General features: G+C 75.8%; 20 protein-coding genes. 13 read left to right on the forward strand and 7 right to left on the reverse strand.

All coding sequences use genetic code 11. The annotated features are described in order from the left end of the window. Positions 1–46: 46 nt before the first annotated feature. Entirely contained in the window at positions 47–418 is a 372-nt protein-coding gene (locus OG871_RS29025; RefSeq protein WP_371500783.1) for a YbjQ family protein, read from the reverse strand. A 137-nt stretch (positions 419–555) separates the two neighbouring features. On the opposite strand from OG871_RS29025, the gene OG871_RS29030 reads away from it, so the two are divergent. After that, positions 556–1,476 carry a hypothetical protein gene (locus OG871_RS29030; protein ID WP_371500785.1) on the forward strand — a complete coding sequence of 307 codons (921 nt, stop codon included), beginning with the start codon at positions 556–558 and terminating at the stop codon, positions 1,474–1,476. Between the two features lie 31 nt (positions 1,477–1,507). Next, on the forward strand, positions 1,508–2,221 hold the full coding sequence (locus OG871_RS29035) for an aminoacyl-tRNA hydrolase (protein WP_371500786.1): 714 nt from the start codon (positions 1,508–1,510) through the stop codon (positions 2,219–2,221). A 4-nt stretch (positions 2,222–2,225) separates the two neighbouring features. Here OG871_RS29035 and OG871_RS29040 read toward each other — a convergent pair whose 3' ends face one another. Next, positions 2,226–3,173 (reverse strand): DMT family transporter, encoded by a 948-nt coding sequence (locus OG871_RS29040; protein WP_371500787.1) that lies wholly within the window; start codon positions 3,171–3,173, stop codon positions 2,226–2,228. Positions 3,174–3,386: 213 nt separating this feature from the next. Continuing rightward, positions 3,387–3,896, reverse strand: a complete 510-nt coding sequence (locus OG871_RS29045; RefSeq protein WP_371500789.1) for a hypothetical protein — start codon at positions 3,894–3,896, stop codon at positions 3,387–3,389. Between the two features lie 348 nt (positions 3,897–4,244). Between OG871_RS29045 and OG871_RS29050 the strand changes: the two genes are divergently transcribed. Then, complete coding sequence (locus OG871_RS29050) at positions 4,245–5,399, forward strand: sensor histidine kinase (RefSeq protein ID WP_371500791.1); 1,155 nt, start codon at positions 4,245–4,247, stop codon at positions 5,397–5,399. 2 nt (positions 5,400–5,401) lie between these two features. Then, positions 5,402–6,055, forward strand: coding sequence for a response regulator (locus OG871_RS29055; protein WP_371503459.1), 654 nt, complete (start codon positions 5,402–5,404; stop codon positions 6,053–6,055). Positions 6,056–6,064: 9 nt separating this feature from the next. Here OG871_RS29055 and OG871_RS29060 read toward each other — a convergent pair whose 3' ends face one another. The 3 genes from OG871_RS29060 to modA form a co-directional block, all read right to left on the reverse strand. Next, positions 6,065–7,129, reverse strand: coding sequence for an ABC transporter ATP-binding protein (locus tag OG871_RS29060; RefSeq protein ID WP_371500792.1), 1,065 nt, complete (start codon positions 7,127–7,129; stop codon positions 6,065–6,067). Positions 7,130–7,217: 88 nt separating this feature from the next. Continuing rightward, on the reverse strand, positions 7,218–8,054 hold the full coding sequence (modB, locus tag OG871_RS29065) for a molybdate ABC transporter permease subunit (protein WP_371500794.1): 837 nt from the start codon (positions 8,052–8,054) through the stop codon (positions 7,218–7,220). Then, on the reverse strand, positions 8,051–8,866 hold the full coding sequence (modA, locus tag OG871_RS29070; RefSeq protein ID WP_371500796.1) for a molybdate ABC transporter substrate-binding protein: 816 nt from the start codon (positions 8,864–8,866) through the stop codon (positions 8,051–8,053). Before modA ends, modB begins: the two co-directional genes overlap by 4 nt. A 243-nt stretch (positions 8,867–9,109) precedes the next feature. Here modA and OG871_RS29075 point away from each other — a divergent pair, with 243 nt between their 5' ends. From OG871_RS29075 to OG871_RS29115, 9 genes are all read left to right on the forward strand, one after another. Next, positions 9,110–10,177 carry an RNA ligase (ATP) gene (locus OG871_RS29075; RefSeq protein ID WP_371500798.1) on the forward strand — a complete coding sequence of 356 codons (1,068 nt, stop codon included), beginning with the start codon at positions 9,110–9,112 and terminating at the stop codon, positions 10,175–10,177. A gap of 99 nt (positions 10,178–10,276) precedes the next feature. Next, complete coding sequence (locus OG871_RS29080; RefSeq protein ID WP_371500800.1) at positions 10,277–11,626, forward strand: cytochrome P450; 1,350 nt, start codon at positions 10,277–10,279, stop codon at positions 11,624–11,626. A 243-nt stretch (positions 11,627–11,869) separates the two neighbouring features. Next, positions 11,870–12,667 carry an MHYT domain-containing protein gene (locus OG871_RS29085; RefSeq protein WP_371500802.1) on the forward strand — a complete coding sequence of 266 codons (798 nt, stop codon included), beginning with the start codon at positions 11,870–11,872 and terminating at the stop codon, positions 12,665–12,667. A 48-nt stretch (positions 12,668–12,715) separates the two neighbouring features. Then, the gene (locus OG871_RS29090; protein ID WP_371500804.1) at positions 12,716–15,334 is read left to right on the forward strand and encodes a nitrate- and nitrite sensing domain-containing protein; all 2,619 of its coding nucleotides are present in this window, start codon (positions 12,716–12,718) and stop codon (positions 15,332–15,334) included. After that, positions 15,331–15,741, forward strand: a complete 411-nt coding sequence (locus tag OG871_RS29095) for a roadblock/LC7 domain-containing protein (RefSeq protein WP_371500806.1) — start codon at positions 15,331–15,333, stop codon at positions 15,739–15,741. Before OG871_RS29090 ends, OG871_RS29095 begins: the two co-directional genes overlap by 4 nt. A gap of 100 nt (positions 15,742–15,841) precedes the next feature. Beyond that, entirely contained in the window at positions 15,842–16,171 is a 330-nt protein-coding gene (locus OG871_RS29100) for a DUF742 domain-containing protein (protein WP_371503460.1), read from the forward strand. Continuing rightward, positions 16,152–16,772 carry an ATP/GTP-binding protein gene (locus tag OG871_RS29105; RefSeq protein ID WP_371500808.1) on the forward strand — a complete coding sequence of 207 codons (621 nt, stop codon included), beginning with the start codon at positions 16,152–16,154 and terminating at the stop codon, positions 16,770–16,772. Before OG871_RS29100 ends, OG871_RS29105 begins: the two co-directional genes overlap by 20 nt. Before the next feature lie 181 nt (positions 16,773–16,953). Beyond that, positions 16,954–18,291 (forward strand): ABC transporter substrate-binding protein, encoded by a 1,338-nt coding sequence (locus OG871_RS29110; protein WP_371500810.1) that lies wholly within the window; start codon positions 16,954–16,956, stop codon positions 18,289–18,291. 72 nt (positions 18,292–18,363) lie between these two features. After that, positions 18,364–19,320 carry a hypothetical protein gene (locus OG871_RS29115; protein WP_371500812.1) on the forward strand — a complete coding sequence of 319 codons (957 nt, stop codon included), beginning with the start codon at positions 18,364–18,366 and terminating at the stop codon, positions 19,318–19,320. A gap of 18 nt (positions 19,321–19,338) precedes the next feature. Here the strand turns inward: OG871_RS29115 and OG871_RS29120 are convergent, their stop codons facing one another. After that, positions 19,339–19,968: a class I SAM-dependent methyltransferase gene (locus tag OG871_RS29120; RefSeq protein ID WP_371500813.1), complete on the reverse strand. Its 630-nt coding sequence runs from the start codon at positions 19,966–19,968 to the stop codon at positions 19,339–19,341. Positions 19,969–20,146 lie beyond the last annotated feature (178 nt).

Raw genomic sequence — 20,146 nt, forward strand, 5'->3', positions numbered from 1 at the left:
GGGCCGGGCGTTCGCCCCGCGCCCGCACCCGGTCCGGGAACCCGGATCAGCCGGTCTGGGAGATCACCGCGGCCGTGCCGTAGGCGCAGATCTCGGTGCCCAGGTCGGCCGCCTCCGAGACGTCGAAGCGCATCATCAGGATGGCGTTCGCCCCCCGGGACTTGGCCTGTTCGACCAGCCGCTCCATCGCCTGGTTGCGGCTCTCCACCAGGGTCTTGGTGAGGCCCTTGAGCTCACCGCCCACGAGCGACTTCAGGCTCGCGCCGATCTGCGAGCCGACGTGCCGGCTGCGTACCGTCAGCCCGAACACCTCGCCGATGACCTGGTCAACCCGGTAGCCGGGGACGTCGTTGGTGGTGACCACCAGCACACTGTCGGACGGGCGCTGCCCGCCACCGTAGTCGTCAAGATTGCTCATCCCACCACCCTCGCCGATCGGTCCGGGCCCACGCGGCTGGCGCGCCGGGAGGGTGCCGCGTCCGGCGGACGGCCGGGCCGGGAGAAGAACCGGTACGCACCGGTGAAGCAGGGCCGCCGGGGCCGTACTGTAGGCGCATGGGCGAGCGAAGCGATCATCCGCAGGGGCCGGGCGCGGCGGAGGAGTCCAACGCGCAGGACATCGAGGCGACGGTGGTCCTCGGCATCCGGATCACCGACTGGCCGGCCCTGCGCGCGGCCGCGCAGGCCGCCGTCGCGGAGCTGGAGTTCGGCGGCATCGACCCGGCCGGGCAGCGGGCCGACCTGCTGCGCGAGGTGACCGAGGACCCCAACGCCGCGCTCGGCGCGCTGCTGCACCCGGACCGGCTGGTCGCCGCCATCCCCGGCATCGAGGCGCTCGGCGGCACGCTGGAGATCAGCATCACCGACGACTTCGCCCCGGACTTCGCCGAGCTGTTCCCGCTGGAGACCGAGGACGGCGACAGCGGCGACTGGACGCTCACCCCGCGCACCGCGTGCCTGCTGCACACCCAGCTGATCGCCCTCGCCGACGCCGCCTACGACGACCTGGACGAGCACCTCGACGAGCCCGTCACCGACGGCGACGAGGGCGAGTGGACGGTCTACTCCCGGCTGCCGCAGCGCACCTGGGGCCTGCACCGCGGCTGGCGCCGCACCCTCGCCCGCACCTTCGACGACCTGGCCGACGACCTCGCCCTCGGCGAGTGGCCGCTGCCGCGCTGCCTGGCCGAGGAGCTCGCCCTGCGGATGGCGCTGGCGGACGCCCGCGCGCTGCTCGGCGCCCAGCCGGAGTCCGTCGCGGACATGATGGGCGACCTCCCGGCGGACCTCTACGACTACGACTGGGACGGCTGCGCGGACGAACTGTTCGGCGTCTTCGGTCCCGACGACGGTGACCCGGAGCTGGACGCCCTGCAGCGCACCGAGCAGCTGCTGGCCGCCACCCACCCCGAGGGCTGGTTCCTCGCCTACGAGGACGCCGAGGAGCGCGACGCCGGCCGGGGCTACCGGCGCTGATCACCGACGGCGGGGCTGGCATCCTGGTGGGGTGAGCTCACCTTTCGACGCCCCCAGCACCCCCGAAGAGCCGGCCGACCGGGACAGCCTCGAGCAGTACGTCCTGCCGCTGGTGGTCCGCCTGGAGCGGACCGACCCGCCGGCGCGGACCGACGCGCTGGAGACCTCGGCCCGCGCGGTGCTGACCCTGCTCGCCGACCCCCGGGTCACCGGCCCCGAGGGGGAGTGGGCCGAGCGGGTCGCCGCCTGGGAGGACGCCCGGATCCGCAAGGTGGTCCGCCGGGCCCGCGGCGGCGAGTGGCGCAAGGCCGGTGAGCTGCCCGGCATCACCGTCGCCGGGGCCACCGCGGAGGTGCGGGTCTTCCCGCCGGTCCCGCTGGACGGCTGGCCCAGGGAGCTGGCCAAGCTCCAGGTCTCCGGCACCGACCTGGACGACGCCGAGCCGCCCGCCACCGCCCCCGACGGCCCGGTCCTGTGGCTCAACCCCGAGCTGGAGATGAGCGCAGGCAAGACCATGGCGCAGACCGGCCACGCCGCCCAGCTCGCCTGGTGGCGGCTGGACGGCGCCCGGCGCAAGGAGTGGGCCGAGTCCGGCTTCGCGCTGGCCGTACGGACCGCGAGCCCCGGCGCCTGGGCCGAGCTGACGGCGAGTGGGCTCCCGCTGGTCCGCGACGCGGGCTTCACCGAGATCGCCCCCGGCAGCTGCACCGTCGTCGCGGACCACCCCGCGCTGCGCGAGGGCTGACCCGTCAGGCGGGCCTGGCCCGGGCCGCCGGCCGGGCCTCGGCGAGCGCCAGCCCGGTGACCGACAGCAGCAGCACGGCCGTCCCGGCGGCGGTCGCCGTGGTCAGCCGCTCGCCGAGCAGCAGCACCGCGATGACCGTGGCGCTGACCGGCTCGATCAGGGCCACCACCGAGGCGGTGGTGGCCCGCACCACGGCCGCGCCCGCGAAGTACAGCCCGTACGCGAGCGCCGTCGGCACGGCGGCCAGGTAGGCCAGCAGCCCGAGGGTGCGGCCGATCCCGGCCGGGTCGGGCCACAGCCCCTCGGCCGCCGCGAACGGCAGCAGGCACACGGCGCACACCGTGAACGACCACAGGGCGGTGGTGTACGGGCTGCCGCCGTCCCCGGCCCGGCCGAGCCGCCGGGTGTACAGGGTGATGCAGGCGTACCCGGCGGCGGAGAGCAGCGCCCAGGCCACGCCGGCGGGACGCACCTGGCCGCTGCCGCCGTCCCCGAGGACCAGCACCGCGAGCCCGCCGAGCGCCCCGCCGACCGCCAGCCCGCCCGCGCCGCCCAGCCGTTCGCCCATGGTCAGGCGGGCGCCGACGGCGATCAGCAGCGGCGCGGCGCCGAGCGTGACGACGGTGGCGACGGCCAGCCCGGTCCGCTGGACGGCGAGGAAGTAGGCGGCCTGGAAGAGGGTCAGCCCGAGGCCGTTCACCAGGATCCGGGACAGCCGGCGCCGCAGCGCCGCCGGCCGCGCCGTCGGGGCCGCCGGGCGGCCGCCGAGTGCCCGGACGGCCAGCAGTAGCACCACCCCACCGGCGGAGCGCCAGAAGGTCAGCGCCATCGGGCCGAGGCCGCTGCGGCCGTAGAGCAGCGCGGCGGCGGCGCCGGCGGTGCCCCAGGCGGTCGCCGACAGCACGAGGTAGAGCAGGGCCCGCCCGACGGGCAGGGCACGGGAAGCAGACATGGGTGTTCTCCCACCGAAGACATGAGGTCGGTCGCTCGATCCCGTACGCGGGCAGCACCGACCGGCCCGGGGGTGGTGATCACCCGGGGTGGTCTCTCAGTGGCCTGGCCGCCCGCTCAGGCGGCGGGAGGTGGCAGCACGGTCTGCGGCATGCCGGCCAGCCTAGCCGGTGGTGGCGCCGGGCCGGCGGGCCGGCGCCACCTGGGCCGCGGCCTACCGGTCGAGCGCTCCGACCTCCAGCGCGGACGTGGTCAGCCGGTCGGCCAGCTCGGCGAAGGCGCCGCTCAGCCGCTCGTCGGCGATCGAGTCCGCGTAGGACTGGAACACCAGCCCCGCCTCGGCCTGGACCGAGGCGGTGAGGGCCTTCGGGTCGATCGGGTAGGGCTCCCCGGGCGGCCACGGCACCGGCCAGCGGCGCGGCCACGGGATCCGGTGTCCGCTGCCGGTGCCGCACCAGTCGTCGGCGATCTCCCGGAGGATGTCGCCGGCGTCCCGGCCCGCGAGGTCGGCGGCGATCGTCGCCTGCGCCACCGAGCCGGCGGTCCACCGGACGGTACGGGAGATCCGGACCACGGGCGGCAACGCGTGGGCGTCGATCGCCGACAGGTCGTACCGCTCCGCCACGCCGACGGAGGGGACGTGCGGGTGGAACAGCTCCCAGAGCTCGGGATGCAGGCGGGTGAGCAGACGGAACAGCTGGAGCGAGCGGCCTGCGTCGGTCACGAGGGCCTCCTGGGTCAACGGCCGGACGGGGACGGGTCGTTGACCGATCGTAGTGACGCCGTCACGTGCCCGGCCGGCTTCGGTCGCAGTTCGCGGTCCGGGCCGGAGCGAGCCCCGCGGGGACGGAGCCCGGCGTGCGCGGGCGGGCGCCACGGCCCGCTCAGGCGTCCCGCCGTAGGACTTGCAGAGGTCTCGTACCTCGATCACGCCGGCCTCCCTGGCTGGTTGGTGATCCGAGTCAACCGGGGCGGCGGGCCCGGCGGATCCCGCCCGCGAGGGGATCCCCTCCCTGCCTCCTCCCTCCCGAGAGGGAGCCGCCGGACAGCCCTGAGCTGGCACGATGGACGGGTGCCCCGAATCCTCGCCCCGTTCCTGCAGTCCGTCACCTACGCGCGCTGGCTGCACCTGCTGATCGGCACGGTGTTCGCGGGGGTGGTGCTGGTGGTCTACCCCGGCATCGAGGGCGGCTCGCCGGTGCACACGCTGACGGCGGCCGCGGTGGTGGACACCGTGCTGCTCTGCCTCGCGGCGCTGATCCCGGCCACCCGCCGGGCCGAGGGCGTCCAGGCACGACTGCTGCTGGTGCCCGCGCGGGAGGAGAGCATCGGCGCCGCCCCGTCCGCGAGTTGGGCCGACCGGTGGCGGACGGCCTGCTGGCTGGTCGCCCGGGTCGGCCTCGGCACGGCGGTCGGTCTGGTCTCGGTGCGGGGGGCGATGCTGGCCGTCGACCTGGCCCGGGAGCCCCTGGCCGGCGCCCGCCCGTTGCTCGCGCCGGTCGTGCTGCTCGTGATCGGCTGGTCGGTGGTGCTCGTCGGACGGCTTCAACTGCGGCTCGCTCAGGGCCTGCTGGGCCCCTCCCGGGCCGAGCGGCTGGCCGCGGCCGAGCTGCGCGCCGAACGGCTGCTGGAGCGCAACCGGCTGGCCCGCGAACTGCACGACTCGATCGGCCACGCGCTCACCGTGACGGTGCTCCAGGCGGGCGCGGCCCGCGAGGTGGCCGACCCGGCGTTCCGCGACCGGGCCCTGGAGGTCATCGAGTCGACGGGCCGGCAGGCCATGGAGGACCTGGAACGGACCCTGGTCCTGCTGCGCGAGAGCCCCGACGGGGCGGCCGTCGAACGGCCCGGACTGGACCAGGTCCCGGCGCTGCTGGCCACCGCCCGGGCGGCCGGCAGCCCGGTCGAGGACACCATCGAGGCCCGCGCCGAGCACCTGCCCGGCGTGCTGTCCCGCGAGGCGTACCGGATCGTCCAGGAGAGCGTCACCAACGCCCTCAAGTACGCGCCGGGGGTGCCGATCCGGGTCGTGGCGCGGATCGCCGGCGGCGCGCTGGAGCTGCACTGTGCCAACGGCGTGCCGGGCGAGCCGCGGCGCCGGCCGGGCGGCAAGGGCCTGCGCGGCATCCGCGAGCGGGCCGTGCTGCTCGGCGGCGAGGCCAGCACGGGCATGGACGGGTCCGACTGGGTGGTGCGGGTACGGCTGCCCCTACGCTTGGCCGCGTGACGATGACCGACATTCTGCTGGCCGACGACGAGGAGCTGGTCCGGGCCGGACTGAGGGCCGTCCTGGAGGCCCAGGGCGACCTGCGGGTGGTCGGCGAGGCCTCGGACGGTGCCGAGGCGCTGACGCTGGCCCGGTCGCTGCGGCCGCAGGTGGTGCTGATGGACGTCCGGATGCCCGAGGTCGACGGGCTGGCCGCCACCCGGTCGATCCTCGCCGGCTGCGTACCGCCGCCGAAGATCCTCGTCGTCACCACCTTCGAGAACGACGACTACGTCTACGAGGCGCTGCGCGCCGGCGCGGACGGCTTCCTGCTCAAGCGGGCCCGCCCGGCCGAGATCGTCCAGGCCGTCCGGCTGGTGGCGGCGGGGGAGTCACTGCTCTTCCCGGCCGCCATCCGGAGTCTCGCGACGCGCCGGGCCAACAGCCCCGCGCGGGCCGCGATGGCCCGGGCGGGCCTGACCGGGCGCGAGGCCGAGGTGCTGCGGCTGATGGCCCGCGGCCTGTCCAACACCGAGGTCGCCGAACAGCTCTTCCTCGGCGTGCAGACCGTCAAGACCCATGTCAGCAGCCTGCTCGGCAAGCTCGGCGCCCGGGACCGCACCCAGGCCGTGATCGCCGCCTACGAGTCGGGCTTCGTCGCTCCGGACCAGGGCTGAGGCCGGGCACTACGCAGGGTAGGCGTGGGTCTGGGCCGCCTTGACGGTCGCCCAGACCGTGCTGCCCGGGGCGAGGTCGAGTTCGGCGACGGCGGCCGGCGTGAGGTCGGCGGCCAGCGGGAGCGCGCCGGTGAGGTCGACCCGGACCTGGTCGCCGTGCAGGTCGAGACCGGCCACGGTGAGCTGCCAGAGGTTGCGGGCGCTGGAGTCGGGCCGTTCGCGGTGCAGGGTGACGGCGGACGGCGGGAAGGCGACGAACGCCTCGCCGGTGAGGTCCTCGGTGGTGACCAGGACCGGTCCGCCGTCGGCGAGTTCGACCCGGTGGCCGTCGGCGGCGCCGCGGTAGAGGTTGAGGCCGACCAGCCGGGCGATGTAGTCGGTGCGCGGGCGCCGGGCGATCTCGGCGGGAGTGCCGGCCTGCACCTGGCGGCCGTCCTCGATCACCACCAGCCGGTCGGCCAGCACCATCGCGTCCAGCGGGTCGTGCGTGACCAGGACCGCCACCGCGTCGAACGCGGCCAGGTGGCGGCGCAGCTGGGAGCGGATCTCCAGCCTGGTCCGGGCGTCCAGGGCGGCCAGCGGCTCGTCGAGCAGCAGCAGCCGGGGACGGACGGCCAGTGCGCGGGCCAGCGCGACCCGCTGGGCCTGACCGCCGGAGAGGCTGCGGGGCCGGACGGCGGCGTGCTCGGCCAGGCCCATCCGCTCCAGCCAGGGCCGGGCCTCGGCCCGGGCGGCGGCCTTGCGCAGACCGTGGCAGCGCAGACCGAAGGCGACGTTGTCGAGGGCGCTGAGGTGGGGGAAGAGCAGGTAGTCCTGGAAGACCACGCCGACCGGGCGCTCCTCGGCCGGGGTGTGCAGCCCGGTGCCCGGCTCCTCCAGGGTGACGCCGTCCAGCCGGAGGTGACCGGCGGTCAGCGGGAGCAGGCCGGCCAGGGCGCGCAGTGCGGTGGACTTGCCGGCGCCGTTCGGCCCGAGCAGGGCGACCACCTCGCCGGGGGCGGCGGTGAGGTGCAGGTCGAGGGTGAACGCGGCGCGGTCCACCCGCAGGTGTGCGTCGAGGGCGGGCGGCGTCATGGTGCTGGCTCCTGGGGAGGGGGCGACGGGCGGGCGAACTCCCCGCCGGATCTCCCGCCCGTCCGGCGGGCAGCCGGGTGGCGCCGGCTCACGGGGTCGACAGCCAGCGCTCGCGCAGTCCGGCGAGGACCGCGATGGACACCGCGAGCAGCACCAGGCTGAGCGCGATCGCCGCCTCGGGGTCTCGCTCCATGGCGAGGTAGACGGCGAGCGGCATGGTCTGGGTGCGGCCGGGGAAGTTGCCGGCGAAGGTGATGGTGGCGCCGAACTCGCCGAGCGCGCGGGCCCAGGCGAGCACCGCGCCGGCGCCGATGCCGGGGGCGACCAGCGGCAGCGTCACCCGGCGGAACGCGGTCAGCCGGGAGGCGCCGAGGGTGGCCGCCGCCTCCTCGTACCGGGGATCGGCGGCGCGCAGCGCGCCCTCCACGCTGATCACCAGGAAGGGCATCGCGACGAAGGCCTCGGCGATCACCACACCGGTGGTGGTGAACGGCAGGGTGAGGCCGAAGGCCGAGTCCAGCCAGCGGCCGACGATGCCGTTGCGGCCGAGTACCAGCAGCAGCGCCACGCCGCCGACCACCGGGGGCAGCACGAGGGGCAGGGTCACCAGCGCGCGGGCGATCCGCCGGCCCGGGATCTCGGTACGGGCAAGCAGCCAGGCCAGCGGCACGCCGAGGACCAGCGAGATGGCGGTGGCGGAGGTCGCGCAGATCAGCGAGAGCCGCAGCGCCTCCCAGACCTCGGTGCTGGCGAGCTGTTCGGGCAGCGCGCTCCAGGGCGCCCGGATCAGCAGCCCGACCAGCGGCAGGACCAGGAAGGCCAGGCCGAGCAGGGCGGGCAGCAGCAGGGCGTACGGGATCCGGCGGGCGCGCCGGCGGCGGGTGGCCGCCGGCGCGCCGTCGGTGGGCGGTGCGGCCCGGCTCACGGGGTCTGGAAGCCCGCGGCGGTCAGGACCTGCTTGGCCTCGTCCGACTGGATGTAGGCCACGAACGCGGCGGCGGCCGAGGCGTTGGGAGCCTTGGTCAGCGCGGCGATCGGGTAGTCGTTCACGGCCTTCGCGGCCTCGGGGAAGTCCACGCCGTCGATCTTCGCAGTGTCGGCCCTGACATCGGTCCTGTACACGAGCGAGGCGTCCACCTCGCCCAGCTCGACCTTGGTGAGGGCGCCCTTGACGTCCTGCTCCAGGGTGACCGGCGTCAGGTTGACGCCGCCGGCCGCGAGGGCGGTGACGGCGGCCGAGCCGCACGGCACCTCCTTGGCGCACAGCGCGACCTTGACGCCGGTGAGGTCGGCCAGACCGCTGATGTGCTTCGGGTTGCCCTTGGGGACGGCGATCGCCAGCGTGTTGCGGACGAAGACCTTGGAGGTCTCCGCGCCCCTGGCGTCGACGACCGTCTTCATGGTGGCCGGGCTGGCGGCGGCGAACACGTCGGCCGGGGCACCGGAGTTGATGCTCTGGGCCAGTGCGGAGCTGCCGGCGAAGTTGAACGTCACCTTGGTGCCGGGGTTGGCGGTCTCGAACTTCTTGCCGAGCTCGGTGAAGGACTCCTTGAGCGAGGCGGCGGCGAAGACCGTGATCGCGCCGGTGGCCTTGGGGGCGGCTGCGGAGGAGCCGGCGCCGGCCGGGGAGGACGAGGCGGCCGGGGTGGCGGCGTCGCTGCCGCAGGCGGTGAGGCCGGCGGCGAGGGCCAGCACGGAGGCGGCGGCGAGCGCGGTGCGACGTCTGATGGAGCTCATGGGATTTCCCCTTCTGCCGCGCCGGTGACAGGCGCGGGGGTGCGGCGGCAACGCTGATCATACTGTCGCAAATGCGGCCGAAAAATCCCCTGTTTCATCGCACAGGCCAGTCGGCCGGTGCCCGGATGATCGCATGTGCGATAGCTCAACCGGAAAATCCCTGGCCGCGGCGGGTGCCCGGCGGCGAGAGTGTCCGGACGGCGCGGCCGAGGGGGCGGCGCGACAGGGGAGGAGTACCCCGGGATGTCGACCTTGCGGGTCACCGCCGAGCGGCTGACCATCCATGAGCACCCGAACGCCGACGCGCTGGAGCTGGCCCAGGTCGGGCTCTACCGGGCGGTGGTCGCCAAGGGCGCGTTCCGTACCGGGGACCTCGCGGTCTACATCCCGGAGCAGGCCGTCCTGCCGGCCGCGCTGATCGAGGAGCTGGGCCTGACCGGCCGGCTGGCCGGCGGGAACGCGGACCGGGTCAAGGCCGTCCGGCTGCGCGGCGAGCTCTCCCAGGGCATCGTCTGCCGCCCGCGCGCGGTGACCGACACCGAGCTGGCGCGGGCGGCCGAGACCGGCGGGGACTTCGCCGAGCTGCTCGGGATCGTGAAGTGGGCGCCGCCGATCCCGACCGCGATGAACGGCGAGGTGGAGGCCGCGCCGGACCTGCTGCCCTGGGTGGACATCGAGAACCTCAAGCGCTTCCCCGACGTCTTCGAGCCCGGCGAGCCGGTCGTCGTCACCGAGAAGCTGCACGGCAGCTGCTGCCTGCTGACCTTCCACGCGGACGGCGGACGGGTGCAGGTCTCCTCCAAGGGCATCGGCGCGCAGGGCCTAGCGCTCAAGGAGGACGGGCGCAACCTGTACTGGCGCGCGGTGCGCGCGCACCGGGTCGCCGAGGTGGCGGCCCGGCTGGCCGAGCGGCTCGGGGCGAGCCGGGTGGGCATCTTCGGCGAGGTCTTCGGCGCCGGGGTGCAGGACCTGGGGTACGGCGCGGTCGGCGGCAGCGAGCTGCCCGGATACGCGGCCTTCGACGTCTGCGCGCTGGTCGACGGGCAGACGGTCTGGCTGGACGCGGCCGAACTGCTCGCGGGCGAGCTGCCGTTGGTGCCGCAGCTGTGGACCGGACCGTTCGAGGCCGGGCGGGTGCTGGAGCTGGCCGAGGGGCGGGAGACGGTGTCCGGCCGGGCGCTGCACATCCGCGAGGGCGTGGTGGTGCGGCCGGTCGCCGAGCGGTACAGCCCGGTGCTGGGCGGCCGGGCGATCGCCAAGGTGGTCGGCGGGGCGTACCTGACCCGCAAGGGCGGCACCGAGTTCGAGTAGTCGCGGGCAACGGGCGTGCACCTTTGCCCTCTTATGTGGTGACGGACCCTCGGCTAGCGTGGTGCGGATACGTACATCCGTTCCCCACTCGGAGGTGTCATGCCGGCCACCCGGACCCCGGGCCCGACCGGGCTCCCGCTCCTCGGGTCGCTGCTCGACCTGAAGCGGGACCCGCTCCAGGCCTACCTGGACGCGCGGCGCGACCACGGAGACGTGGTCCGCTTCGTCGCCGGCCCGCCGGGGCTGCGGGGCGAGTTCCACATGGTCTTCTCCCCGGAGGGCGCACAGCAGGTGCTGGCCACCCAGGCGGCCAACTTCCGCAAGGAGAACGTCTTCTACGAGGAGATCCGGCAGACCTTCGGCAACGGCCTGCTGACCTCCCAGGACACCGACTACCAGCGCCAGCGCCGGCTGGTCCAGCCGCTGTTCACCCGGCGCCGGGTGGACGGCTACGCCGAGGCGGTCGGCATCGAGGCCGAGGCCCTCGCGGAGCGCTGGGCCCGGGTGCCCGGCGGTGTGGTGGACGCCGCCGACGAGATGTCGCGCTTCGCGCTGCGGGCCGTCGCCCGGATCCTGTTCGGCGCGGACGTCGAGGCGGCCATCGACGTGGTCCGCACCCGGTTCCCCGTCCTCGGGCGCTACGTCCGCGCGCGCGGCGTCTCCCCGCTGCGGCTGCCGCGCAGCTGGCCCACCCCCGGCAACCGCGAGGCCCGGGCCGCCGAGCACGCGCTGTACCGGGTCTGCGACGAGATCATCGCCCGTCGGGCCGGACGGAGCTCCGACGACCTGCTCGGCCTGCTCGCCGACGCGCGGGGCGAGGACGGCGAGGCGCTCGACGCCACCGAGCTGCGCGAGCAGGTCCTGATCTTCCTGCTCGCGGGTCACGAGACCACCGCGACCTCGCTCACCTTCGCCCTGCACCTGCTCGGCCGGCATCCCGAGCAGCAGGCCCGCGCCCGGGCCGAGGCGCTCGCCGTCCTCGGCGACGGCCGGGCGCCCCGCGCCGAGGACCTCGCCGCCCTGCCCTACCTCACCCAGGTCCTCAAGGAGGCCATGCGGCTCTACCCCGCGGCGCCGGTGATCGGCCGGCGCGCGGCCGCGGACTGCACCGTCGACGGCGTACCGATACCGGCCGGCGCCGACGTCCTGGTCGCCCCCTACGTCACCCACCGGCACCCCGAGCACTGGTCGGACCCGGAGCGCTTCGACCCGGAGCGCTTCACCCCGGAACGGGAGGCGGCCCGGCACCGCTACGCCTGGTTCCCGTTCGGCGGCGGGCCGCGGGCCTGCATCGGCCAGCACTTCTCCATGCTGGAGTCCGTCCTCGGTCTCGCGGCGCTGCTCTGCCGCTTCGAGGTGGCCGCGGTGGACACCGATGTCCGGCTCTCGCACGGGATCACCCTGAGGGTGGAGGGCCAGGTCAGGATCGCCCTGACCGCCGCCAAGTAGTGCGCTCGGGGCGTACGGGATCTCTCCCGTGCGCCCCTTTTGCGCGGCCATATGTCCGCCATGTGACGGTATGTCAGATGGCGGTCGGCCATAGAGGGGCACCATTCGAGCACATCCGACCCTTGGGGTGGGCGGCTTTTCACATCTTCGGGTGACCATCCGCGGACGCTCGGTAGCGTCCAGCGCATCCGAGAACGAGAGCGCACATGCGGAAGGCATATGCCGAACCGCACGGAGGCCCCGATGGGAACGATCGACCACCTGAGTTTCGGCTGGCTCACCCCGACCCTCTCCTACCTGATGGCCTGCATCGGAGCCGCACTCGGCCTGCGCTGCACCCTGCGGGCCCTGTCCGCCACCGGCCCCTCGCGCCGCAACTGGCTGCTCACCGCCGCCGCCGCGATCGGCACCGGGATCTGGACCATGCACTTCGTCGCCATGTTCGGCTTCTCCGTGGACGGCACCGAACTGCGCTACCAGGTGCCGCTCACCCTCCTCAGCCTGCTGGTCGCCGTGCTCGTGGTCGGCCTCGGCGTCTTCGTGGTCGGCCACGGCGCCCACCGCGGGCGCAGCCTGCTGATCGGCGGCTGCGTCACCGGCCTCGGCGTCGCGGCCATGCACTACCTCGGCATGGCCGCGGTCCGGATGCACGGCACCCTCTCCTACACCCCGGGGGCGGTCGCCCTCTCCGTCGTCATCGCGATCGCCGCCGCCACCGCCGCCCTCTGGGCCGCCGTCACCATCCGCACCCTGCCCGCGGCCGGTGGCGCCGCCCTGGTCATGGGCCTCGCGGTGAGCTCCATGCACTACACCGGCATGGCAGCCGTGCACGTCCACCTGGACCCGGCCCGCACCGGTCTCGACGGCGCCACCCCGATGCAGTTCATCTTCCCGCTCGCGGTCGGGCTCGGCTCCTTCCTCTTCCTCACCTCCGCCTTCGTCGCCCTCTCCCCGAGCGCTCAGGAACGGGCCGCCTACCGCGAGGCCGGTGAACTCCCCGTCGAGGACCTGCACCCCACCGCACTGGACCGCGCCGCCTGAGCCGGTCCGGCCCGGCACCCCACGCCCACACCCGAAAGGCAGCCACCCATGCGCGTACGCCGCGGTACCCCCCGCAGTGCGCCGACGGCCTCCCCGAGCGCCCCCCGCGGCCCCGTCCGGCCCGGCGCGGGCGGGCACCGCCGGGGCGCCCACGCCGGACCGCCGGCCCGGGAGGACCAGCGCCCCGAACCGCCCGCGCCCGGCCCGCGGCGCGCCCTGCCGCTGCGCCCCCGGACCGTCCGGGCCAAGATCCTCGCCCTGCTGATGGTCCCCGTGGTCTCGGTGATCGCCCTGTGGTCCTTCGCCACCGTCACCACCGCCCAGAACGTCGCCGACCTGCGCCGCACCCAGAGCCTCGACCGCGCCCTGCGCATCCCGGCCGAGGCCACCGTGGCCGCCCTGCAGGCCGAACGGTCCGCCGCCGGACAGCTCTCGGCCCTGCCGGGGCTCGCCCGCGAGAGCGCCCTGCGGGAGGCCGCCGCCACCACCGACCGGGCGGCGGCCCCGCTCACCCTCGCCCCCGGCTACAACCGGGCCGACGCCGAGGGGCTCGGCCCGGAGACCGCCGGCCGGGTCGACGCCCTCACCGCCGCCGTCGCCGGCCTCGCCGACCTGCGGGCCGGGCTCCTCGCCCGCACCGCCGGCTGGGCCGACGCCTACGCCGCGTACGGCGCGGCCGTCGACCGGGCGCTGGAGGTCACCGGCGCGGTCGCCGCCCTCCAGGGCCACCGGGCCGGCTCCGACGCCCGGGTGCTGCTGGAGCTCGCCCACTCCCACGAACTGCTGGCCCGCGAGGACGCGCTGCTGCGCACCGGGCAGGCGGCCGGCCGGCTCACCGAGGAGCAGTTCCGCGAGTACGGCGCCACCGCCCACGCCCGCCGGCTCTTCGAGCAGACCGCCGCCCGCGACCTGCGGCCCGGCGACCGGGCCGCGCTGCAGGCCGTCACCGACGGCCCCGACCACCGCGACCTCACCCGCTACGAGGACGCCGTCCGCACCGCCGCCGACGGCCGGGCCGCGGTCGCGGCGGTCGCCCCCGAGCGCTGGGTGCTCGCCGCGGACGGCGTCGCCCGCGGCCTGGGCGCCGTCCGGAGCGGGGCCGGCGCCGCCGCCGTCGAACGCTCCGACCCGTACGCCGTCGGCCTGTTCACCCCGGCGGGGGCCGCCGTGCTGCTCGGCCTGATCGCCGTGGTCGCCTCGCTGCTGATCTCGGTGCAGATCGGCCGCGGCCTGGTCACCGAGCTGATCGGCCTGCGGAACTCGGCCCTCGAACTGGCCGGCCGCCAACTCCCGTCCACGATGCGGCGGCTGCGGGCCGGCGAGGAGATCGACGTGGAGGCCGAGGCACCGCTGCGCCCGCACGGCGAGGACGAGATCGGCCAGGTGCACGGCGCCCTCGGCAGCGTCCGGCGGGCGGCCGTGACCGCCGCCGTCGAGCGGGCCGAGGTGCTCTCCGGCGTCTCCGGCGTGTTCGTCAACCTGGCCCGCCGCAGCCAGGTCCTGGTGCACCGTCAACTCACCCTGCTGGACGCGATGGAGCGCCGCACCGAGGATCCGGCGGAGCTGGACGACCTGTTCCGGCTGGACCACCTGACCACCCGGATGCGCCGGCACGCCGAAGGGCTGATCATCCTCTCCGGCGCGGCCCCCGGCCGGGCCTGGCGCCGGCCGGTGCCGCTGGTGGACGTGGTCCGGGCGGCCGTCGCCGAGGTGGAGGACTACGCCCGGGTGGAGGTGCACCGGCTGCCGTTCGCGGCGGTGACCGGCCCCGCGGTCGCCGACCTCACCCACCTGGTGGCCGAACTGGTCGAGAACGCCACCGGGTTCTCGCCCCCGCACACCAAGGTGCACATCCGGGGCGAGCAGGTCGGCAACGGCTACGCGCTGGAGATCGAGGACCGGGGGCTGGGCATGGGCCCGGAGGCCCTCGCCGACGCCAACCGGCGGATCGCGGCCACCGAACAGGTCGACCTCTTCGACAGTGACCGGCTGGGCCTCTTCGTGGTCAGCCGGCTGGCCAGGAGGCACGAGGTGCGGGTGGCGCTGCGGCCCTCCGCGTACGGCGGCACCACGGCCGTGGTGCTGCTGCCCACCGCGCTGCTGGAGACACCCGAGCCGGACGGGCCGCCCCCGCGGAGCTCGCTGCCGCCGGCCCGCCGCCCGGTCGAGCAGGGGCCGGTCGAGCGGCAGCCGGTCGAGCAGCGGCCGGTCGCCGAGCAGCCGGTCGGGCCGCCGGCCACCGCCGTCCCGTTCGGCGCCCGGGGCGCCGACCCCGGGGTGCTGCGGCCCACACCGTTCCGGCGGGCCGTCGACCGCCCCGAGTGGGGCGCCCCGGCGCCCGCCCCCGCCCCGGCTCCGGCGGCCCGCCCCAGGCCGCTTGTCGCGCTCGGCCCGCCGGAGGCCTCGCCGGCCCCGCCGCCGGCGGCCGAGGAGGACGAGCTGCCCCGCCGGGTCCGCCAGGCCAGCCTGGCCCCGCAGCTCCGCGAGGCCCCGCCCCGGCCGCGACCGCGCCCGCGCTCGGCCGGCCCCGCCCCGGCGGGCCGCCACCCGGACGAGGTCCGTGCCGCGATGTCCGCCTACCAGCAGGGCTGGGCCCGGGGCTCCGCCGCGCCGGCCCCCGTCACCGAGCCCGCCCGCCCCACCGGCCCCGAAGGAGAGCGTCGATGATCGGCACCACCCACCACGCCGGAGAACTCGACTGGTTGCTCGACGAGTTGGTCGCCCGGGTCGCCCAGGTCAGGTTCGCGGTGATGCTCTCCGCCGACGGGCTGGCGATGGGGACCTCCGCCGGGATCGGACGTGAGGACAGCGAGCACCTGGCCGCCGTCGCGTCCGGCTTCCACAGCCTGGCCAAGGGCGCCGGACGGCACTTCGAGGCGGGCGAAGTCCGCCAGACCATGGTCGAGTTGGAACACGGCTTCCTGTTCGTGGCCGCCGCCGGCGAGGGTACCTGCCTGGCGGTCTTCGCCCGCGCCGACGCCGACCTCGGGCTGGTCGCCTACGAGATGGCCCGGCTGGTCCGCCGCGTCGGCGAGCACCTGTACACCCCGCCGCGCGGTTCGGTCGGGGGCTGAGCAGGTGCCGTACCCGCCGCGTTCCTATCCGCCCGGCTCCTCCTTCGGCCTCCCCACCGGGCCCGCCCCCGAGCGGTGGTACGACGAGGCGGCCGGCCCGATGGTCCGCCCGTACGCCGTGACCAGGGGCCGGACCAGGCCCGACGGCCGGGAGTTCGACCTGATCGCCCTGGTGGTCGCCGACATACCGGCCGACGCCGATCCGCCGGTCGGGCCGGAGCCGGCGGCCATCCTCGACCTGTGCCGCGGCGACGCGCTCTCGGTCGCCGAGATCGCCGCCGAGGTGGACCTCCCGCTCGGCGTGGTCCGGGTGCTGCTCGGCGACCTGCTGGACGCCGAGTACATCCGGGTGAGCCGCCCCGTACCGCCGGCCCTGCTCCCCGACGAGCACATCCTCCAGGAGGTCATCGATGGACTCCGCGCACTGTGACCCGCCGTCACCGGACGCCCCGGTGCTGGCCCTGAAGATCCTGGTGGCCGGCGGCTTCGGGGTGGGCAAGACCACCCTGGTCGGCGCGGTCAGCGAGATCCGCCCGCTGCGTACCGAGGAGCAGCTCACCGCGGCCGGCCGCGGGGTGGACGACCTGGGCGGGGTCGAGCGGAAGACCACCACCACGGTCGCCATGGACTTCGGCCGGATCACCATCCGGGACGGGCTGTCGGTCTACCTGTTCGGCACCCCGGGACAGGACCGGTTCTGGTTCCTCTGGGACGAGTTGGCCCAGGGGGCGCTGGGCGCCGTGGTGCTCGCCGACACCCGGCGGCTGACCGACTGCTTCCCCGCGGTGGACTTCTTCGAGCACCGGGGCATCCCGTTCGTGGTCGCCGTCAACCAGTTCGCCGGCAGCCGTGTCTTCCGCCCCCGTGAGGTCTCCCGCGCCCTCGACCTGGACGAGGCCACGCCGGTGGTGCTGTGCGACGCCCGGCACCGGGGCTCGGGCAAGGACGTGCTGATCAGCCTGGTCGAACACGCCGGGCGGGTGCACGCCGCCCGGCTGCTCGCCGAGGTCTCCGGACCGGGGCCCGGGTGACCGCTGGTGACTGAGCGTCAGCTTCCGGTTCGACGGCCCACCAGGAGTTTCGACCCTGTTGTTACGGAGCCGTCCGCCCTGTGTTCGTGCGCCGTCCGCCTGGCCGTGTGCCGGTGCCGTTTGGCTGGCCGCCGAGCGAGCGCGGTCCCGCGCCGCGAGCAGTCCAACGAGGGCAGGCAGCATGAGCAGGCGGACCGTGGCGTCCGGGGGAGACCCCTCCGAAGGGCGTCGGGCAGGTGGGGGAGACCCGGCCGGGCGGCGCCGGGCCGGGTCCGCGGCCGCTGCCGCCGCCCTGCTGCCGATGCTGCTGGCCACGGCGGCCTGCGGCGGTTCGGCCGACGCGGCGGGCGGCGACGCCGGTGCCGCGCTGACGGTGATGACCTGGGCCCCCGCCGGTACCGGCTCGACCGACCGCCCCGGGGTGACGGCGCTGGCCGAGGAGATCGGCCGCGAGGTCAATGCCAAGGGCGGCCGGGCCGGCCGGAAGCTGAAGGTCCTCACCTGCAACGAGCACAACACCGCGGCCGGCGTCACCGCCTGTGCCCAGCAGGCCGTGGCCGCCCACGCGGTCGCGGTGATCGGCTCGTACAGCCAGTTCGGCGACACCTTCATGCCCACCCTGGAGGCGGCCGGCATCCCGTACCTCGGCGGGTACGGCGTCTCCGGCTCGGAGTTCAGCAGCCCGCTGTCCTACCCGGTGGCCGGCGGCACCCCGGCCCTGATCGCGGGCAGCGGCCGGCAGCTGGCCGCGGCCGGCTGCAAGGCTGTCGCGCTGATCCGCCCGGACACCGGCAACGGCGACACCCTCACCCGGTACCTCTCGGCGGCCGTCGCCCCGGCCGGGATCAGGCTCACCGACGTCAAGGTGCCGGAGCGCGCCGACGCCGCCGGGATGGCCGCCCCGGTGCAGAGGGCGGTCGGCGACGACCGGGCCGGCGGCTGCGTGACGGCCGCCCTGGGGCCCGAGCAGACCCTGCTCCTGCTGGACGCCTACCGGAAGGCCAACCCGAGGCGCACCCAGCTGGCCTCGGTGATCGGCAGTGTCCACCAGGCCGTCATCGACTCCACCGGCGGCGCCGGCAGCCCGCTCAACGGCTCGCTGGCGACCGGCTGGTTCCCGCCGGAGACCTCGAAGGTCTGGGACGACCTGCGGACCACGGCCGGCAACGCGGCCGCCTCGGGCGCCAAGCCGGTCGACACCTCCGACCTCGCCGTGCAGACCACCTGGGTCGCCTACCAGACCTTCCTGCAGGCGGTCGACCGGATCTCCTCCGCCGGCCAGCCGCTCACCGCGAAGGGCCTGCGGGCACAGCTGGACAGCGGCGACTCGATCGACACCGGGGGCGTCACCCCGCCGCTCAACTGGGGCCAGGGCGACATGCTGCCCAGCGCGGAGTCGCCCCGGCTCACCAACACCTGGGTCACCTTCCAGCAGGTCAAGGACGGGCGGCTGACGGAACAGCAGAGCGGCTTCGTGGACGTCCGCTGGGTGCTCACCGGCGGGAAGCCGCCGCAGTAGAGCGGTCGTGGGCGACGCACCGGGCCGCCGTGCCGTCGGCCGATGCGGCGACCGGCGTCGTACGCTCAAAATGTGATCACCTATCAGCACCGCAGGCTGGCAGCGCTGGCCGACGAGGGCCGCTGGACGGAGCTGCTCGGCGCCTACCGGCGTACCCGGGCGGCGGCCGTGGCACTGCACGGCCCGGCGGTGGGAGTCGCCGAGGCGGCGCCGTTCGGGCACCTGATCGCCTTCGGGGCGCCGCCCGAGCTGGCCGCCCGGCTGTTCGACCAGGACGGCGGCCCGGACACCGCCGCCGGCCCGGCCGACCACGACGCCGGGCCGCTGTGGGAGGTGCTGGCCACCCGTCACTCCTGGCGCCGGCTCGCGCCCCTGCTCGACCCGGAACCGATCCGGCGGCTGGTCACCCACACCCGGGTCCTGCTCGGCGAGGACCTCTCCACCGAGGCCGAACCAGACCCGGAGGGCGTCCCGCTGGTCCTCGCCGCCTGGGAGGCGGCCGGGCGCCAGGAGGGCGGCCTGGTCCCCGAGTACCTGCGCAGCGGCGGAGCGCTCCGGGTCCCGCCGGCGCTGCCCGCCACCCGGGAGGGCCTCGGTCCGGTGAAGCTGCCCGGGGCGGGCGAGCTGGTCCCGGGGCTGGCCGCCACCCGGCTGCTCGCCACCCTCGCCCCCTGGGCCACGGTGTCGTGCGTACGCGGCACGGGCCCCGACGCGGCCGCCCGGACGGCGCCCGCCGGCCAGGTCGTCGGCGGGCACCTGCCGTTCACCGCCGCCTACCCCGTCCTGGTCCGGGTCGGCTCCGAGCACCCCTCCACCGGTGCGGCCCACGGCCGGCTGGCCCTCTGGCGGGTGCTGGCCGCCATGACCGGCGCCGTCCGCCCCGCGCGCGCCGAGATCGAGTCCCTGGTGGCCCGGCTGCGCTGCTTCACCTGGAGCGAACCGGCCGACGAGCTCCGCTACCTCCACCTCACCCTGGAGGATCCGGCCACCGGCCTGGCCTGGGCGGTCAGCGGCCGCGCGGAGATCTGAGGCACGGGGCCGGCGGGCTCAGAGCCCGTGCTCGGCCCGGACCTCCCGCGCCTCGGCCCGGACGGCGACGGCGAGGTAGCGGTCGTCGGTGTCGGTGTAGCCGGTCAGCTGCCAGCCGCAGGCCGCCAGCAGCGGGCGGAGGTTGGGCTCGGCCCGCAGGTCGTCCGCGGTGATCCGCCGGCCGTGGCGGGCCGCCAGGGCGGCCCGGCCGACCGGGTGGTAGAGCGCGAGGCGGCCGCCGGGGCGGGTGACCCGGGCGAGCTCGCGCAGGCCGGTGCCGGGGCCCGGCAGATGGGAGATCAGGCCGGCCCCGAAGACCAGGTCGACGGCGGCGTCGGGGAGCGGCAGCCGGGTGCAGTCGGCCACCAGCAGGGCGGCGTGCGCCCGGTGGGCGCGGGCCCGGTCGATCATCTCGGGCGTGAGGTCCACGCCCAGCACCGTTCCGTCGGGCCCGACGGCCGCCCGCAGCAGCGGTAGCGCCCGCCCGGTGCCGCAGCCCGCGTCCAGCACGAACTGCCCGGCTCCGAGACCGAGTTCGGCGATCGCCTCGGCGTAGCGGGGCCCGTCGTCGGGGAACCTCGCATCCCATCCGGCCGCCCGCGCGGCGAAGAACTCACGGGTACGGGACCGCTCCGCCGCGTCCGACATGCTCTGCTCTCCCTGGGGTTTCGCTCGCCGCCAGCGTAGCCAACCCGCCCCACCCGTCCGGCCGGCGGAGCCCTGCCGGGGCCCGCCGGCAGGCCGCCGCCACCGTTCGTGGCCGGTCGGAATCCGGTGGGGTGCGGGCCGTGTCCGACCGGGGTGGCGGTCGTTGTTCCGGTCGTCG

The organism is Kitasatospora sp. NBC_00374, from assembly GCF_041434935.1.
GTDB lineage: Bacteria > Actinomycetota > Actinomycetes > Streptomycetales > Streptomycetaceae > Kitasatospora.

What these genes read in the sequence shown, in the direction of transcription:
- OG871_RS29025 (WP_371500783.1), bottom strand. Translation starts at nt 418, where the DNA reads ATGAGCAATCTTGACGACTACGGTGGCGGGCAGCGCCCGTCCGACAGT.
- OG871_RS29030 (WP_371500785.1), top strand. Translation starts at nt 556, where the DNA reads ATGGGCGAGCGAAGCGATCATCCGCAGGGGCCGGGCGCGGCGGAGGAG.
- OG871_RS29040 (WP_371500787.1), bottom strand. Translation starts at nt 3,173, where the DNA reads ATGTCTGCTTCCCGTGCCCTGCCCGTCGGGCGGGCCCTGCTCTACCTC.
- OG871_RS29055 (WP_371503459.1), top strand. Translation starts at nt 5,402, where the DNA reads ATGACCGACATTCTGCTGGCCGACGACGAGGAGCTGGTCCGGGCCGGA.
- OG871_RS29060 (WP_371500792.1), bottom strand. Translation starts at nt 7,129, where the DNA reads ATGACGCCGCCCGCCCTCGACGCACACCTGCGGGTGGACCGCGCCGCG.
- modA (WP_371500796.1), bottom strand. Translation starts at nt 8,866, where the DNA reads ATGAGCTCCATCAGACGTCGCACCGCGCTCGCCGCCGCCTCCGTGCTG.
- OG871_RS29075 (WP_371500798.1), top strand. Translation starts at nt 9,110, where the DNA reads ATGTCGACCTTGCGGGTCACCGCCGAGCGGCTGACCATCCATGAGCAC.
- OG871_RS29080 (WP_371500800.1), top strand. Translation starts at nt 10,277, where the DNA reads ATGCCGGCCACCCGGACCCCGGGCCCGACCGGGCTCCCGCTCCTCGGG.
- OG871_RS29085 (WP_371500802.1), top strand. Translation starts at nt 11,870, where the DNA reads ATGGGAACGATCGACCACCTGAGTTTCGGCTGGCTCACCCCGACCCTC.
- OG871_RS29090 (WP_371500804.1), top strand. Translation starts at nt 12,716, where the DNA reads ATGCGCGTACGCCGCGGTACCCCCCGCAGTGCGCCGACGGCCTCCCCG.
- OG871_RS29095 (WP_371500806.1), top strand. Translation starts at nt 15,331, where the DNA reads ATGATCGGCACCACCCACCACGCCGGAGAACTCGACTGGTTGCTCGAC.
- OG871_RS29100 (WP_371503460.1), top strand. Translation starts at nt 15,842, where the DNA reads ATGGTCCGCCCGTACGCCGTGACCAGGGGCCGGACCAGGCCCGACGGC.
- OG871_RS29105 (WP_371500808.1), top strand. Translation starts at nt 16,152, where the DNA reads ATGGACTCCGCGCACTGTGACCCGCCGTCACCGGACGCCCCGGTGCTG.
- OG871_RS29110 (WP_371500810.1), top strand. Translation starts at nt 16,954, where the DNA reads ATGAGCAGGCGGACCGTGGCGTCCGGGGGAGACCCCTCCGAAGGGCGT.
- OG871_RS29120 (WP_371500813.1), bottom strand. Translation starts at nt 19,968, where the DNA reads ATGTCGGACGCGGCGGAGCGGTCCCGTACCCGTGAGTTCTTCGCCGCG.